This is a genomic window from Aeromonas sp. R3-1 (genome assembly GCF_040908345.1).
Lineage (GTDB): Bacteria > Pseudomonadota > Gammaproteobacteria > Enterobacterales > Aeromonadaceae > Aeromonas > Aeromonas veronii.
The window spans coordinates 35,832-52,070 of record NZ_JBFODN010000074.1 but is presented as its reverse complement, the minus strand read 5'-3'; the positions used below and the strand labels follow the sequence as shown (position 1 = coordinate 52,070).

The following is a 16,239-nucleotide window of genomic DNA, read 5'->3' as shown; positions in this document are numbered from 1 at the left end:
CAGGCCGCGCTGGCTGCCGTGTATGTCGATGACCCGGCTGAACCGCCGGTGCTGTGCGACCGAATTTATTTGCATCCTGGCTGACCCTGTCGGGTCAGCGGATCAATCTGTGGTTATGAGGAAGAGAGCGAGATGAATCAATATTTGCTGGTAGCTGGCCTGTTGGGGGAACTCACCGCCGAGTTGCAGCGCCTTGAGCGCTGGCAAGCTGACCATCCCGGTGACGAAGCCCTGGCAAGCACCCTGCCTTTTTGTGTCGATACCCTGAGCTTTGATCAGTGGCTGCAGTTCGTGCTGATCCCGCGCATGGAGCAGTTGGTGATGTTGCAGGCGCCGTTGCCGACCAGCGTCTCCCTCTATCCCATGGCCAGCGAAGTCTACAAAGAGGATCTGGCCGAGGCAGAAGCGTTGCTGCGCCTGATCGCCCGCTTCGATCTGCTGCTTTCCGGCAAAGTGATCGAACAATGATGCCTGCGCAAACTCGAGAAGAGAGTGACCTGAAGCTGACTCTGCTCTATCAGGATGAGTGGCTGGTGGCGGTCAACAAGCCGTCCGGTCTGCTGGTGCATCGCAGTTGGCTCGACAAGGGCGAGACCCGTTTTGCCATGCAGATGACCCGGGATCTCATCGGCGGTCGCCATGTCTATCCGGTGCATCGCCTCGACCGTCCCACCTCCGGCGTGCTGCTGTTTGCGCTCGATCCGGTGATTGCCCGCGCGCTGACCGAAGCCTTCACCCAACGTCAGGTACACAAGGAGTATCTGGCACTGGTGCGCGGCTGGGCACCCGAGCAGGGGGTGATCGACTATCCCCTCAAGGAGCAGCTGGACAAGATTGCCGATGCCATGAGCAACCCGGAGCGCCCGGCGCAGGATGCCGTCACCACCTTCCGTCGCCTGCATCAGGTCGAGCTGCCCCACGCGGTCTCCAAGAAGCACCCCACCAGTCGCTACAGTCTGGTCAGATTGTTCCCGAAGACCGGCCGCAAGCATCAGCTGCGCCGCCATATGGATCACCTGTTCCACCCCATTGTCGGGGATACCACCCACGGGGATGGTCGTCACAACCGTTTCTTTCGCGAGCACTTTGGCTGCGAACGGCTGCTGCTGGTGGCCCGCACCCTGAGCTTTACCCATCCGGTGCTCAAGGTGCCGATGCGGATCCAGGCGCCACTCGGTCAGGATGTGCTGCGCCTGTTTGCCGAGCTGGGCTGGCCCGCCAGCGAGAGCGACTACTAAGCGCCTGATCCTCAGCCCTGAACCGGTGGCATCTGACGCCAGCTTGCTGATAGAGTTGCTCAAAAGAGTGACTCAAGCAGGGAGAGGAGAATGGCGCAGATCGATATCGTGGTAGGAACTGTCTATGGCGCAGCCATGCTGGTGGCCGAGACCTTGGCAGATGAGCTGGAACGCAAGGGGCATCACTGTTCTCTGCACGAAGAAGCACGGCTGGTGGACATAGACCCCGGCCGTTTTTTATTGCTGGTCAGTGCCACTACAGGACAGGGGGATATTCCTCCCAATCTGCAGCCCTTTGCCAGCGAGCTGGCTGACAAGGCGCCCTGGCTCAAGGGGCTGCGGTATGCCCTGATTGCCATGGGTGACAGCAGCTATGACCATTTTTGTGGCGCGGGTCGTCGGCTGGACGGGTTGCTGCAAGAGCTGGGCGCCACGCGAGTGATGCCCCCGCTGGAGCTCGATGCCACCGTGCACGATGAACCCGAACAGGTGGCACTCAGCTGGCTGAAAAAGTGGGATATTCAGCCCTGAATATTCTCTGAAAAAGAGCCATATCAATCCCCTGATCGTTAACCAGCAGGGGATTGTTATTTGTGAACAGTCATTTCTCATATGTTCCCAGAAATTATCTCTGTTGTTGTTTTATTTTTTCTCTTTTGAGTCCTCTTTCGTGTGGAAATATGTACATAGTTCTTTCTAAATAGTTCAATCGCTGAAAGCGATTTCAATCATGTTTTTAAAGAATTGTGGAGCTAATGAGACATTTCTTGATGGCTTATATTTTTGTTGGTATCGCTTTCAAGTGGTTTCTTGTTGCTTTAAATTTGCCTTTTGGGGTTTTATTTCTGCTGGTTTGTTGTTTTTGAGGGGTTTTTATGTGCTTTTTGTTGTGGTTTGGCAATAGGCGTTCATTTTGTGAGTGTTGTCATATCACCCAGCTGGCATGCTCCATATAATCGCATCTGCTTGTCACTTGGATATATCTACTGGCTAAGCCTTGATTATTAGGACATCACTCATCCTCAGCGGGAAAAGGAAAATGACAATGAATGCAAAATGGCTTCCGATAGCTGCCGCAGTAAGTATGGCGCTCTCTTCCGGTGTTGTTGTTGCTGCTGACGCAGATAATGGTTGGGAAGTACATGGTTATGGTCGTCTGGGTGGTCAATGGAATGGCGATGGCGCCAGCAAAATGAACACCTTGGGGAAACAGGACTACCGTACTGTGACCTCTATGGATGAAAATGCCAACCAGGTCGAGTTGTCTGTAAAAAAGAAATTTGAAGGAAAAAATGGTGTAAAGGGTGAGTTTGTCACTCGTGCCGAATATGGTAACCAGAATGCAGGTGACACAGGCTATTTTGTTTCCTCAGAAGGCTCACTGCAGACAAAGCGTGATGATGCCCAATTTGAAATGAAAGAAGCCTATGTGGAGCTGGCTGGTTTTGATTTCCTTGATAAGGATACCAAGATTTGGGCAGGTCAACGTTATTTGAACCGTGAACAAGGGATCTTGACCAAAGAGTTCTGGAAACAATCTTCCGGTGTCGGTGCTGGTTTCCAGAATGGTGGTTTTGGTATGGCCGTGGTATCAGCTGATGATGCAGGCCAAGTTCGTAATAGCCATGACTTCGGCAAAACCGGTGAAAATCGCACCGCTACGTCACTGAATATTTATTATTATGGTCTGCAAGCTCTTGGTGGCACTTTCGACTTCGATTTGAAGGGGATGAAGCAATCTAATACCGATGCTGATGCCGCATCAAACAGAGATCCGGTGACCGGAAAATACACCATCAATGCTGATACCGGTGTTGGTGCCTCTATTGCCTATAACCGTGATTATTATGGTTTTAAAGGTTGGTCCAAAACGGCTATCGCTTATGGCGAAGGTATGGCCTCCAATCGTGGGGTTAACTTCGGTTCCTGGAACGGTGGCTTTGGTAAAGACTCCAAGGCGCTGTTTTTGACCTCTTACGGGGTGGCTGACGTGACTCCCCGCCTGCAAATCGGCACTGAGGTCACTTACTGGGCACCGCAACATGTCGGTTGGGATGGTGACTTAGACGTATCTCGTTTTGTTGCGGCAGTGCAACCATCTTATAAAATCAATGATAATTTGCGTGCTATCTTTACCGGCTCTTATTCTGTAGAGAAAAATGAGAAGGCCACCGGTGGTGCTGCCAATTGGTTTGGTTCTGACGTAGACAATAGCGATACTACTGCTAAGTATTACGCTCTGGAAGCCGCTGTAGCCTTTACCGTTGATGCTGACTACTGGGGTCGCCCGCAAATCAAGCCTTTCGTATCTTGGGTGAGCGCAGATGATGAACAATTTGCTGGTAACATTGGCATTGATAATAACAAGAAGAGCCAAGTGTTCTATGGTGTTGAAGCTGAAGTGTGGTTCTAAGCTGATTCTCAGCTAACAGTAAAAGAAGCGGCGCATGTTCATGCGTCGCTTCTTGATTTAAAGGAATAGCTATTATGAGACGTAACACGAAAGTGGCAGTGATCGTGGCTGGAGTTCTGCTGTTGGGTGGATGTGCCAGTCATAGCTCACAGTCAATTCCGGATTCTGGATTCGCTACCTTGATGGCGTCTCCCGCATGTTGCACGGATTTTGCTCAGATGCCCCTTGATGCATTGCCAGATGATGACAGCTCTCTGGAAGTAGTCTTGGATTCTTCTTCGCCTGTATTTGACTTCAATGATGGCAAGTCTTACTTCAAAGCCTTTCAGCTGCCCAAGCAGCGTAGCCAAATAGATATCACGCTTAAGTCTTATTTCACTGATAGCATTATGTTGCCAAGTGTGCTTTTTTTAGACAAAAATCTAAGAGTTATAAAAGAAGTCAATGCTGAGCAATTCCAGCTTGTTTATGGCAGCATCGGTCGTCGCATTTCCCTGGATAGCCATATTACCTTAGACCAAGCGTCATCTGGCCAGCAGGCTGAGTTTATGATTATCAAGGCGGACCCCAAAAGTCGTCAGGGTGAGACTAAGGTAATGTCTGCGGCAAGAAAATGGGCAAAGGAGACTGGCTTGGCCGAGCCGGTAGAAGCTGATCCTGTGTTCTCACACAGCATGTCTGGTAATTTAGCTCTGTCGGTGCGTTCATCTGGCCAGCTCTTGAGTTCAGGGCAGGTAATGTCATTAGGTGCAGTGCAAAACCAGTCCATCACTCCCTCACCTCAGCCTACCGTAGGCAATAGCAAAAGTGCCATCGTGTTACCAGCATCAACTTCAGCACCTGCCATGCTGAGTGAAACTGAAGCCTTCTATCAGAGCCAGATCGAAAAAGCAGTCAAGGCGGGGGATATCGACAAGGCGATGAAGCTGGTGAACGAGGCCGAGCGGGCCGGTTCAACCAAGGCAAAAAGCGTGTTTATTGATGCGGTCAAGCGGTCGCAAAAATAGAATAATACGCCCCTTTGCTGGTCAGATATATTTATTGAGGCCTCCCTTGTTGGAGGCCTTTTTAATCGGTAGACTGTAATAAATAAAAATCACGCCGTTACATTGAGTTACAATTGGTTGCCATTTGATGTAAATGGCATTATTAAAATACAAAGTGAAACTGCTATTTATATGTCTTTGTAATAGAGTGATAATGCGGATTGTTAACTTATATTAGATGCGTTTTTTAGCCGCTAAACAAGTTGTGATCTTCCCTCCAAATTCAATATTCCCCCGCCTTCGAAAGCAGCAATTTATGACCCGCTGGGTTATATTCTGATGGTCAAAATAAACAAGCCCGACTCGAAGATATCTGAATGAATCAGTCCTTATTTCATCCAGATAGATCGTTCAGGGACGACAATCCATTCAGGAGCGCACACAATGTTCAAAAATGCTTTCTCTAATCTGCAAAAGGTTGGTAAGGCGCTGATGCTGCCAGTATCAGTCTTGCCAGTCGCAGGTATTCTGCTGGGGGTGGGTGCTGCCCACTTCAGCTGGATGCCGGAAATTGTCTCCCAATTAATGGAGCAAGCCGGTGGTTCCGTATTTGGCCAGATGGCCCTGCTGTTCGCAGTGGGTGTTGCTCTGGGCTTTACCAATAACGACGGTGTATCCGGTCTGTCAGCCATCGTTGGCTACGGCATCATGGTCGCAACCCTGAAGGTCATGGCACCTGTGATGGGTGTTGAAACCATCGAAACCGGCGTGCTGGGTGGTATCCTGGCCGGTGGTATCGCTGCCTGGGCGTTCAACCGTTTCTACAAGATCCAGCTGCCAGAATACCTGGGCTTCTTCGCGGGCAAACGTGCCGTACCCATCATCACCGGTTTCCTCTCCATCGGTCTGGGTGTGATCCTGTCCGTGATTTGGCCGCCAGTGGGTGGTGCCATCGGTGCCTTCTCTGACTGGGCTGCCAACCAGAACCCGGTACTGGCCTTCGGTATCTACGGCGTGGTTGAGCGCTCCCTGATCCCGTTCGGTCTGCACCACATCTGGAACGTACCGTTCTTCTATCAGGCGGGTACCTGCGTCAACGGTGCCGGTGAAACTGTTCACGGTATCATGACCTGCTTCCTGACTGCTGATGACGCGTCCCGCGCTGCCGGTAACGGCTTCGGTCAGCTGGCTGGTGGCTATCTGTTCAAAATGTTCGGTCTGCCTGCTGCTGCGTTCGCCATCGCTCACGCTGCCAAGCCGGAAAACCGCGCCAAGATCGTTGGTATCATGGCCTCTGCAGCCCTGACCTCTTTCCTGACCGGTATCACCGAGCCGATTGAATTCTCCTTCCTGTTCATCGCTCCGGTTCTGTACGCAATCCACGCTGTACTGGCTGGTCTGGCTTATGTGCTGACCAACTCTCTGGGTATCGTACACGGTCACACCTTCTCCAACGGCTTCATCGACTTCGTGGTGCAATCACCGCGTGCCGACAACATGCTGCTGCTGGTAGGTCTGGGTCTGGTTTACGCGGCCATCTACTACGTCGTATTCAGCTTCGTTATCCGTGCCATGAACCTGAAAACCCCGGGTCGTGAAGACGAGACTGCTGAAGAGGCCGTTGGCCAAGGCAAAGACGAGATGTCTGCTGCTCTGGTTGCCGCCTTCGGTGGTAAAGAGAACATCGCTTCTCTGGATGCCTGCATCACCCGTCTGCGTGTTGGCGTGAAAGATGTTGCCAAAGTTGACCAGGCTGGTTTGAAGAAACTGGGTGCTGCCGGTGTGGTAGTGGCTGGTTCCGGCGTTCAAGCCATCTTCGGTACCAAGTCTGACAACCTGAAAACCGACATGGACATCTGGATGAAGAGCAACTAATTCTGTTGCCTGAATATCAGCGTGTTTGAAGAGGGAGGCGAAAGCCTCCCTCTTGCTATTTGTGGTTATGGATCGTGCGAGTCACAGCAGGTCGAGCTCGGCAGGAGTCTCTTTGCCCAAGGGGCGATATGTAACGGGATGCCCTCTGTCGGCGTTGTGCCTCGCTCGCCTTATCGCACACCATCACCAAATCAACCTTATAGCCAGATAAAGTCATCCAGTAATCAGCCAATAAAAAGAGCGCCACCATGGCGCTCTTTTTGTCGAGTCGGGGGGATTAGAGTTTCTCCAGATCCCGTTCGATTTCGCTGATCTTGTTTTGTACCACTTTTTCCAGATGGCGCAGGTCGCGCAGGATCTTTTGCTTGATGTCCGGGTCGGCTTGCTGATGGACGCCCTGGGTCAGGTTGTCCAGCTCATCCACCACATATTTGAGGTTGGCGTTGATCTCGGTGACATCCTTGTACTCATGGGTACCGGAATCGACCAGCATGGTCTTGCGCTGGCGGGGATACTTGAATTTGACACTCTTGGCGAAGAACTCGCCCTTCTGCTTCTTGAAGTAGATCTTGAGGATGTCGTGGTTGGCCTCCTGGCGCAGGGTATAGCTGTCGACGGAGGCGGGATCCTGGATCCCCAGGCTCTTCAGATTCTCGTACATCAGGCTTCCTCGGTTTGAAACGCTCCTGTCCCATCCATCTTAACCGATGCCTCATGGCTTGCCTGTGACAGGGGCGCCAAAATCAAAAGGGCGCCATCAGGCGCCCTTTTGGGTCACAGCAATGCTGATTACTCGTCGATGGAGCGCAGCAGGGCGTTGATGCCGACTTTGGCACGGGTTTTGGCATCGACCTTTTTGACGATCACCGCCGCGTAGAGGCTGTACTTGCCGCACTTGGAGGGCAGGGAGCCGGAGACGACCACTGAGCCAGCCGGTACGCGGCCGTAGTGGATTTCGCCGGTTTCACGGTCATAGATGCGGGTGGACTGGCCGATAAAGACGCCCATGGAGATGACGGAACCTTCCTCGACGATCACCCCTTCAACCACTTCGGAGCGGGCACCGATAAAGCAGTTGTCTTCGATGATGGTCGGGTTGGCCTGCAGCGGCTCCAGTACGCCGCCGATGCCGACGCCGCCGGAGAGGTGGACGTTCTTACCGATCTGGGCGCAAGAGCCGACAGTAGCCCAGGTATCGACCATGGTACCTTCATCAACGAAGGCGCCGATGTTGACATAGGAGGGCATCAGCACGGTATTGGGGGCGATAAAAGAGCCTTTGCGGGCGGTCGCCGGCGGCACCACGCGCACACCCGCTTCCTTGAACTGCTCGGCAGTGTAGTTGGAGAATTTGAGGGGAACCTTGTCGTAGTACTGGGCATCGTCGCCCTTGATGATGCCGTTGTCGTTGATGCGGAAGTAGAGCAGTACCGCTTTCTTCAACCACTGATGGACAACCCACTCACCGGCGATCTTCTCGGCAACCCGTGCCTTGCCAGAGTCCAGCAGGTCGATGGCTTGCAGGATGGCGGACTTGGTGGCGCTATCCACGGAGCCCGGAGTAATGGTGTCGCGGCGCTCGAAGGCCGCTTCAATGATCTGTTGCAACTCGGTCATGACAGGTTTCCTTTAAAAAATTCTGTTTGTTGTATCACACTTTTCCGACTGTTTTTAAGGGGTTGACCGGAATTCTTCCGGCCAGCGACCATTTCTTCATCCGGTGTGCGCCAACCAGTTGTTTGGTATGGCAAAAAACGCCCGACAATCAGCCTCTTTCGAATCACTCTTCGCTTAATCCAGTACCGACTGCTGGGGATTGAGCTGGTGTACCAGTCGCTCTTCCAGCTGCAGTTGCTGCTCCGCCGTCAGTGGCTCGCCATCGAGGCTGGTCAGGCTGAAAAAGTCCTCGACCCTCTCACCGAAAGTGGCAATTTTGGCGGCGTGCAGCGACAGTCCGCACTGCTGGAAAACGGCACCGATCCGCGCCAGCAGGCCGGGGGTATCGAGGGCAGTCAGCTCCATCAGGGTGTGACGGCTCTCCCCTTTATGAGGCAGGAAGACTACCCGGGTCGGTACGCTGAACTGGCGGTGGCGCCGTGACAACGGCTTGTTGCGCAGCACCAGCTTGCCCGGCTCCTGCAGCGCCTTCTCCAGCGCCTTCTTGATGGTGGCGGTACGGTTGGGGCTGATGGGTTCGCCGCTTGGCTCCAGTACCACGAAGGTATCGAGCACATAGTTGCTGCGCGAGTTCATGATCTGGGCGTCGTGGATGTTGAGGTTCTTCTGATCCAGTGCCGAGGCCACGGTGGCAAACAGATTCGGGGTATCGCGGCAGTAGATAAACACCTCGCTGCCGCCGCGGGTCGGGTGTTTGCCGATGATCACCAGCGGAGCCGGATTGTCGCCATGCTCGATGATGTGGCGGCAGTGCCAGGCGATCTGTTCCGGGCTGTGGCGCAGGAAGTAGTCGGCCTTGAAATCGGCCCAGAGCTGGTTGATCGCCTCTTCCGATACATCCCGTTGCGCCAGCAGTTGCTTGGCCTGACGCTGGTTTTCGCGAATGCGCAGCCGCATGTCGGGCGGGTTCTCCAGCCCCTGGCGCAGCGCCTTCTGGGTGGCGAAGTAGAGCTCCCGCAGCAGGGTGCCCTTCCAGTCGTTCCACAGGGTATCGTTGGTGGCGCAGATATCGGCCACTGTGAGGCAGTAGAGCAAGTCGAGATGCTGCTCGTCGCGCACCTTCTGGGCAAAGTCGGTGACCACGTCGGGATCGTAGATATCGCGGCGCTGGGCGGTGACCGACATCAACAGGTGGTGGCGCACCAGCCAGGCAACCAGCCGACTCTCGTAGCGATCGAGTCCGTGCAGCTGGCAGAACTCTAGCGCATCGACGGCGCCGAGTTCCGAGTGATCGCCGCGCCGCCCCTTGGCGATATCGTGAAACAGGGCGGCGATGCTGAGCAGCTCCGGTTTGCGCAGCCGGGTGAAGACCTCGTGGCAGAGCGGGTGGCTCTGGCGACTGGCCGGATTGGGAAACTGATGAATGTTCTTGAGCAGCCGATGGGTGTGCTCATCTACCGTGTAGGCGTGGAACATATCGAACTGCATCTGGCCGACGATCAGGTTCCATTGCGGCAGATAGGCCGCCAGAATGCCGTACTTGTGCATCAGGGTGAGCGGCAGGCCGATGCCGTTGGGGTGGCGCAGCAGCGCCATAAAGAGGCGACGGCAGTCGGGTAAGTCTTGCAACCAGCAGTTGAGTTTGCGGCGCGCCTCGCGCAGTTGGCGCAAGGTGGCCGAGTGGATACCCGCAATCTCGGGGTGTTGGGCCATCTGATAGAAGAGGCGCAGGATGGCGGCCGGTTCACGGCTAAACAACTCCGCATCCACCGCATCGATGAGGCGGCCACGGAGCTGGAACTCGTCGGAGAGGCGGCGCACATCCATGGCGGTGTTGCCGAGGATGGCTTCGTCAAACAGCTGCAGCAGCATCTCGTTGAGCTCGGAGACCCGCCGTACCGTCTGATAGAAGCGTTTCATCATCTGTTCGACCGGAGTGTTACCTTCCCCCTCGAACCCCAACATCTGGGCCACGGTGCGCTGGCGATCGAACAGCAGGCGGTTATCTCCCTTGTTTATGGCCATGTGCAGGGCGAAGCGCACCTTCCAGAGAAAATTCTGGCAGTCGAGCAGCTCGCGGTACTCGGCCCGATTGAGGAAGCCGTGGCTGGTCATCTCGAACAAGGTAGTGGCGCCGAAGTGGCGGCGGGCGACCCAGGCGAGGGTTTGAATATCCCGCAGGCCGCCCGGATTGCTCTTGAGATCCGGCTCCAGCTTGTAGGCGGTGCCGAGAAACTGCTGGTGCCGCTCCGCCTGCTCCTGGCGCTTGGCGCGAAAGAAGGCTTCGCTCGGCCAGAAGTGCTGGGGGCCGGTGGCCTCTTTTAGTTGCCGAAAGCCCTCCTGGCGACCTGTGATGTAGCGGGCCTCAATGAGGTTGGTGGCGACCGTGATATCGGCACGCCCCTGCTCGAGACACTCCGCCACGTTGCGCACCGCCTGACCCACCTCAAGCTTGAGGTCCCACAGCAAGGTGATGAACTCGCCGATGCGCAGTCCCAACACCTCGTCCAGCTCGTCGCCGTCATAGAGGATCAGCAGGTCGATATCGGAGTGTGGGTGCAGCTCGCCGCGGCCATAACCGCCTACCGCGATCAGGGTCAGATCGCTCTTGTCAAAGCCGAACTTCTGCCACAGGCGGCAGAGCAACTGATCCATATACTCGGAGCGGGTGGCGACCAGCTCGATGATGTTGTCGCCGGCATCAAAACGGGCGTGCAGCCAGCCGAGAAAGCGGCTCAGGTACTCTTTGCAGTTGTCGCGAGTGAGCTGGTCATCGGGTAACAAATGGGGGGAAAGCAGGCTGGCGTCCATGGCATCTCACACGCAAGTGGCAGGCAAACGGCTGAAACAGAAGTAAAAACCCCGGCGCTTTGGAAGTTCAGGGCCGGGGTTCGATGTTAGCTGTGTTTGATGAAGCGGTCGATAGTGTCATCGGGGCGCAGGGTGAGCACCTCGCAGCCATCATCGGTCACCAGCAGGGTGTGTTCCCACTGGGCGGAGTCGCCGCCATCCTTGGTGGTCACGGTCCAGCCATCCTTCGGATTGACCTTGCAGTGATACTTCTTGCTGTTGACCATGGGCTCGATGGTGAAGCACATGCCCGCTTTCAGCTCCAGCTTGCCGCTGTTGCGGTAGTGGAGGATCTGCGGCTCTTCGTGGAACTCGGCACCGATGCCGTGACCGCAGTAGTCACGCACCACGGAGAAACCGGCCTTCTCGACGATGGGCTGAATAACAGCGCCAATCTCGGTGATGCAGGCACCCGGACGCACCTTCTTGATGGCGGCGTAGAGGCTCTCTTGCGCAACCTTGCAGAGCTGGCGGCGCAGCGGGGTGGTCTCGCCCACGATGAACATGGCCGAGGTGTCACCGTGGTAACCATCCTTGATAACGGTGATATCCAGGTTGATGATGTCGCCATCGCGCAGCTTCTTGTGATTCGGGATACCGTGGCAGATCACATCGTTCACCGAGGTGCAGATGGATTTGGGGAAGCCGTGGTAGTTGAGCGGAGCTGGAACAGCCTGTTGTACGTCGACAATATAGTCGTGGCAGAGGGTGTTCAGTTCGTCAGTGGTGACGCCAGCTTTGACATGGGGCGCAATCATGACCAGCACATCGGCGGCCAATTGGCCGGCAACGCGCATCTTTTCAATCTCTTCCGGTGTCTTGATTTTAATGGACATGGGATCTCTCTTGCGGCCTGCCGCTGGGCCTGCGAGGGCAGACAGGACAGGTAATGAAAAATAGATGCGTTTGCAATCAGGGCAAAATTTTATCCGCAACCCCCGCGTACTTCCAGTGTGATTGTCATCACAACGTCAAATCGGCGTCGCAGCATCCTCTGGCGGGATCCATATTTACACCTGTTTAGGGTGTTGGCCGGTGGTGTCCTGAACAAAGTTATGGTATAAAGCGCGCCGGAATGGGGAACTTGCGTCCCGATTTCATCACCCTTACTTAAACAACACACACACATCGACACATATGCCGGGGTGCCTTAACGGGTCGGTTATATGGGATGTGTGGAGGCCTAACCCCAATACAGAGGTATAAAATGGCTAAAGTTTCTATGCGCGACATGCTGCAAGCCGGCGTTCACTTCGGTCACCAGACTCGTTACTGGAACCCGAAAATGAAATCCTACATCTTCGGTGCCCGCAGCAAAGTTCACATCATCAACCTGGAAAAAACCGTTCCGATGTTTGACGATGCCATGAACTTCATCAGCTCCGTAGCTGCCAAGAAAGGCAAGGTACTGTTCGTTGGTACCAAGCGTGCCGCGTCTGAAGCCGTAAAAGAAGCCGCTGAGCGTTGCGACCAGTTCTATGTAAACCACCGCTGGCTGGGCGGTATGCTGACCAACTGGAAAACCGTTCGTCAGTCTATCAAGCGCCTGAAAGATCTGGAAACCCAGAGCCAGGACGGTACCTTCGACAAGCTGACCAAGAAAGAGGCGCTGATGCGTACTCGCGAAATGGAAAAGCTGGAGAAGAGCCTGGGTGGTATCAAGAACATGGGCGGCCTGCCTGACGTTCTGTTCGTTGTCGATGCCGACCACGAGCATATCGCTATCAAAGAAGCCAATAACCTGGGTATCCCGGTAGTTTCCATCGTTGATACCAACTCCAACCCGGACGGCGTTGACTATGTCATCCCGGGTAACGACGACGCTATCCGTGCCGTACAGCTGTACCTGAATGCTGCTGCTGACACCGTACTGGAAGCTCGCGCTCAGGACATCGTTGTTCAAGCCGAACAAGATGGCTTCGTTGAAGCTGAGTAATTGATAAGGACTGTAAAGCCCTTATTAACCAAGCTGATGTAATTGGTTAGCAGGGGCCCTTGTGGCCCCTGTTTCTTGTCAATTCAAGACCGAGGATACTGGACATGGCTAACGTTACTGCCGCCCTGGTAAAAGAACTGCGCGAGCGCACTGCCGCTGGCATGATGGATTGCAAAAAAGCACTGGAAGAAGCTGCTGGTGATATCGAGCTGGCAATTGAGAACATGCGCAAATCCGGTCAGGCCAAAGCCGCCAAGAAAGCTGGCCGTATCGCCGCTGAAGGCGTTATCTTTGCTCGCACCGAAGGCAACGTTGCCGTCATGATCGAGCTGAACAGCGAAACCGACTTCGTCGCCAAAGATGCCAGCTTCATGGCAATGGGCCAGAAGATCGCTGACATCGCTGCGACCCAGAAAATTGCTGACGTTGACGCGCTGAAAGCCGCTGACTTCGGTAACGGCGAATCCGTCGAGCTGACCATCACCAACCTGATCGCCAAGATCGGTGAGAACATGAACCTGCGTCGCGTGATGCTGGTTGAAGGTGACAACCTGGGTACCTACGTTCACGGTTCCCGCATTGGTGTTATCACCAAGCTGACCGGTGGTTCTGCCGAGCTGGCCAAAGATCTGGCCATGCACGTTGCTGCCAACAGCCCGCAATTCGTCAAGCCTGAAGACGTGTCTGCTGAAGTCGTTGCCAAAGAGCGCGAAATCCAGATCGACATCGCCATCAACTCCGGCAAGCCGAAAGAGATCGCCGAGAAGATGGTTGAAGGCCGCATGAAGAAGTTCACCGGTGAGGTTTCCCTGACTGGTCAACCGTTCGTGAAAGATCCTTCCATGACCGTTGCCGAGCTGCTGAAGAAAGAAGGCGCTGACGTTGTTTCCTTCACCCGTTTCGAAGTGGGCGAAGGCATCGAGAAGCAAGAGACCGATTTCGCTGCTGAAGTTGCAGCCCAAATCGCGGCCGCTCAAAAGGCCTAATCGAACCGGTTTTTCCGTTTCCCCAGACCGCGACTTATGTCGCGGTCTTTATATGACCAGGAATCAGTGACATGAGTACCAATCCCAAACCTGCATACAGACGTGTTCTTCTGAAGTTGAGTGGTGAAGCCCTGCAAGGATCCGAGGGTTTCGGCATTGATCCGGCGGTGCTGGAGCGGATGGCCCAAGAGATCAAAGAACTGGTTGAGTTGGGTGTTCAGGTCGGTCTGGTCATCGGTGGCGGCAACCTGTTCCGTGGTGCCGGTCTTGCCAAAGCGGGCATGAACCGCGTGGTGGGCGACCACATGGGTATGCTGGCAACCGTGATGAACGGTCTGGCCATGCGTGATGCCCTGCATCGTGCTTATGTGAATGCCCGTCTGATGTCTGCCATCTCCCTGCAAGGCGTCTGCGACTCCTACAGCTGGGCCGAGGCAATCAGCCAGCTGCGTGCTGGCAAAGTCGTTATCTTCTCTGCCGGTACCGGCAACCCCTTCTTCACTACCGATTCTGCGGCTTGCCTGCGCGGGATCGAGATCGAAGCTGACGTGGTACTCAAAGCCACCAAGGTTGATGGTGTATACAACGAAGATCCGGTCAAGAATCCGGATGCCGTGCTGTATCATGAACTGAGTTATGATGAAGTTCTTGAAAAAGAGCTCAAGGTGATGGATCTTGCTGCCTTTACCCTGGCACGTGACCATGATCTGCCGATCCGCGTGTTCAACATGAACAAACCGGGTGCCCTGCGCCGGGTTGTCATGGGTGAACCGGAAGGCACTCTGATCCACCACGTTGGTAAATAAGATAAAAGTGAGCCACCTGGCGCTCTTATCCTATCCATCACGTCAGTAAATAAGATAGACACGGGCCGTGTAGCGGCTCGTTCGCCAAAAGGAAAACCACTGTGATCAACGAGATTAAAAACGACGCCAAGGACCGTATGGGCAAGAGCGTAGAAGCGCTCAAGACTCAAATGTCCAAGATCCGTACCGGCCGCGCTCATCCGAGCCTGCTCGACGGCATCCAGGTTGAGTATTACGGTGCTGCCACTCCGCTGAAACAGTTGGCCAACGTCGTGGCAGAAGATGCTCGCACCCTCTCCATCTCCATTTTTGACCGCTCCATGATCCAGGCGGTAGAGAAGGCGATCCTGACCTCCGATCTGGGCCTTAACCCGTCCAGCAATGGCCAGACCCTGCGCGTACCGCTGCCGCCGCTGACCGAAGAGCGCCGTCGTGACCTGACCAAGATCGTCCGTGCCGAAGCGGAAAACGCCCGTGTTGCCGTGCGCAACATCCGTCGTGACGCCAACGCCGATCTGAAAGCGCTGCTGAAGGACAAAGAGATCTCCGAAGACGACGACCGTCGCGCCCAGGAAGAGATCCAGAAACTGACCGACTCCTACATCAAGCTGGTCGATGAGGCCCTTGCCGTAAAGGAGAAGGAGCTAATGGAAATCTAACCGTCTGAAAGGTATATTACGAGCGCCGTGTAGTGCCCCTGCACGGCGCTTTTGTCTTTGTGGGAGAATTACATGTCGCTTTTGGCTGCGTTGGGTGATTGTGCCAACTCGTCTTTACCCCGTCACGTCGCCATCATCATGGATGGTAACGGTCGCTGGGCCCAGAACCGAGGCAAGATGCGGGTTTATGGCCACAAGGCGGGCGTCAAGTCAGTGCGCGAGGCCGTTACCTTTGCTGCGCGTGCCAAGATCGAGGCATTGACCCTGTTTGCATTCTCCAGCGAGAACTGGCGCCGCCCGGAAGGGGAGGTCAGTGCCTTGATGGAACTGTTCATCACAGTGCTGGGTCGTGAGGTGCAGAAACTGCACAACAACGGGATCCGGCTCAAGGTGATTGGCGATACAGCTCGCTTTAGTGAGCGGTTGCAGGCCAAAATCGCCAAGGCGGAAGCCTTGACCGCCAATAACAAGGGGTTGACCCTGAACATTGCGGCCAACTATGGCGGCCAGTGGGATATCGCCCAGGCGGCCCGCAAGCTGGCTAAAGCAGTGGCGGCCGGTGAACTGGCCGCTGACGACATTGATGAATCCATGTTGACCCGCGAGGTTTGCATGGCCGATCTGCCACCCGTGGACCTGTTGATCCGCACCGGTGGCGATCATCGCATCAGCAACTTTGTGTTATGGCAGCTCGCCTATGCCGAGCTCTATTTTACCCCGGTATTGTGGCCCGATTTCAACGAGGCCGAGTTCAGTGAGGCGGTCGCCTCTTTCGTTGCCCGCGAGCGTCGCTTCGGTTGCACGGGTGAACAGATACGGGAATTGATCGCCGAGCAGCAGACCGGCTAAACCCCGCTCCCAAGAGAGAGGTTT

At 54.9% G+C, this 16,239-nt stretch carries 15 protein-coding genes; 11 read left to right on the top strand and 4 right to left on the bottom strand.

The genetic code is table 11. The annotated features are described in order from the left end of the window. Positions 1-132: 132 nt before the first annotated feature. The 6 genes from AB5Y85_RS04600 to ptsG all read left to right on the top strand — a co-directional run bounded on the left by AB5Y85_RS04600 (position 133) and on the right by ptsG (position 6,512). Positions 133-468, top strand: coding sequence for a YqcC family protein (locus tag AB5Y85_RS04600; RefSeq protein WP_005338596.1), 336 nt, complete (start codon positions 133-135; stop codon positions 466-468). After that, entirely contained in the window at positions 465-1,238 is a 774-nt protein-coding gene (gene truC, locus AB5Y85_RS04595; protein WP_257687082.1) for a tRNA pseudouridine(65) synthase TruC, read from the top strand. The genes AB5Y85_RS04600 and truC overlap by 4 nt, the downstream gene beginning before the upstream one ends. 90 nt (positions 1,239-1,328) lie before the next feature. Then, positions 1,329-1,769 (top strand): flavodoxin, encoded by a 441-nt coding sequence (locus AB5Y85_RS04590; RefSeq protein ID WP_257687081.1) that lies wholly within the window; start codon positions 1,329-1,331, stop codon positions 1,767-1,769. A gap of 514 nt (positions 1,770-2,283) precedes the next feature. Next, on the top strand, positions 2,284-3,651 hold the full coding sequence (locus AB5Y85_RS04585; protein WP_257687080.1) for a carbohydrate porin: 1,368 nt from the start codon (positions 2,284-2,286) through the stop codon (positions 3,649-3,651). Between the two features lie 74 nt (positions 3,652-3,725). After that, positions 3,726-4,658 carry a MalM family protein gene (locus tag AB5Y85_RS04580; protein WP_257687079.1) on the top strand — a complete coding sequence of 311 codons (933 nt, stop codon included), beginning with the start codon at positions 3,726-3,728 and terminating at the stop codon, positions 4,656-4,658. A 423-nt stretch (positions 4,659-5,081) separates the two neighbouring features. Continuing rightward, positions 5,082-6,512: a PTS glucose transporter subunit IIBC gene (gene ptsG / locus AB5Y85_RS04575; protein WP_005338586.1), complete on the top strand. Its 1,431-nt coding sequence runs from the start codon at positions 5,082-5,084 to the stop codon at positions 6,510-6,512. A 277-nt stretch (positions 6,513-6,789) separates the two neighbouring features. Here the strand turns inward: ptsG and AB5Y85_RS04570 are convergent, their stop codons facing one another. From AB5Y85_RS04570 to map, 4 genes are all read right to left on the bottom strand, one after another. Further along, on the bottom strand, positions 6,790-7,173 hold the full coding sequence (locus AB5Y85_RS04570; RefSeq protein WP_005338583.1) for a DUF3461 family protein: 384 nt from the start codon (positions 7,171-7,173) through the stop codon (positions 6,790-6,792). Positions 7,174-7,301: 128 nt separating this feature from the next. Next, a complete protein-coding gene (gene dapD / locus AB5Y85_RS04565) occupies positions 7,302-8,129 on the bottom strand; it encodes a 2,3,4,5-tetrahydropyridine-2,6-dicarboxylate N-succinyltransferase (RefSeq protein WP_005338581.1) in 828 nt (275 codons plus the stop codon). 174 nt (positions 8,130-8,303) lie between these two features. Further along, complete coding sequence (glnD, locus tag AB5Y85_RS04560; RefSeq protein WP_236295708.1) at positions 8,304-10,940, bottom strand: bifunctional uridylyltransferase/uridylyl-removing protein GlnD; 2,637 nt, start codon at positions 10,938-10,940, stop codon at positions 8,304-8,306. Positions 10,941-11,026: 86 nt separating this feature from the next. Then, positions 11,027-11,815: a type I methionyl aminopeptidase gene (gene map / locus AB5Y85_RS04555; protein WP_021229216.1), complete on the bottom strand. Its 789-nt coding sequence runs from the start codon at positions 11,813-11,815 to the stop codon at positions 11,027-11,029. 371 nt (positions 11,816-12,186) lie between these two features. Here map and rpsB point away from each other — a divergent pair, with 371 nt between their 5' ends. From rpsB to uppS, 5 genes are all read left to right on the top strand, one after another. Continuing rightward, positions 12,187-12,915 carry a 30S ribosomal protein S2 gene (gene rpsB, locus AB5Y85_RS04550; protein ID WP_005303470.1) on the top strand — a complete coding sequence of 243 codons (729 nt, stop codon included), beginning with the start codon at positions 12,187-12,189 and terminating at the stop codon, positions 12,913-12,915. A gap of 104 nt (positions 12,916-13,019) precedes the next feature. Then, on the top strand, positions 13,020-13,901 hold the full coding sequence (gene tsf, locus AB5Y85_RS04545; RefSeq protein ID WP_005338578.1) for a translation elongation factor Ts: 882 nt from the start codon (positions 13,020-13,022) through the stop codon (positions 13,899-13,901). A 71-nt stretch (positions 13,902-13,972) separates the two neighbouring features. Next, positions 13,973-14,707, top strand: a complete 735-nt coding sequence (gene pyrH / locus AB5Y85_RS04540; RefSeq protein WP_005338577.1) for a UMP kinase — start codon at positions 13,973-13,975, stop codon at positions 14,705-14,707. Positions 14,708-14,808: 101 nt separating this feature from the next. Then, positions 14,809-15,366: a ribosome recycling factor gene (frr, locus tag AB5Y85_RS04535; RefSeq protein WP_005338576.1), complete on the top strand. Its 558-nt coding sequence runs from the start codon at positions 14,809-14,811 to the stop codon at positions 15,364-15,366. Between the two features lie 72 nt (positions 15,367-15,438). Further along, complete coding sequence (gene uppS / locus AB5Y85_RS04530) at positions 15,439-16,215, top strand: polyprenyl diphosphate synthase (protein ID WP_005338574.1); 777 nt, start codon at positions 15,439-15,441, stop codon at positions 16,213-16,215. The last annotated feature ends 24 nt before the right edge of the window (positions 16,216-16,239 follow it).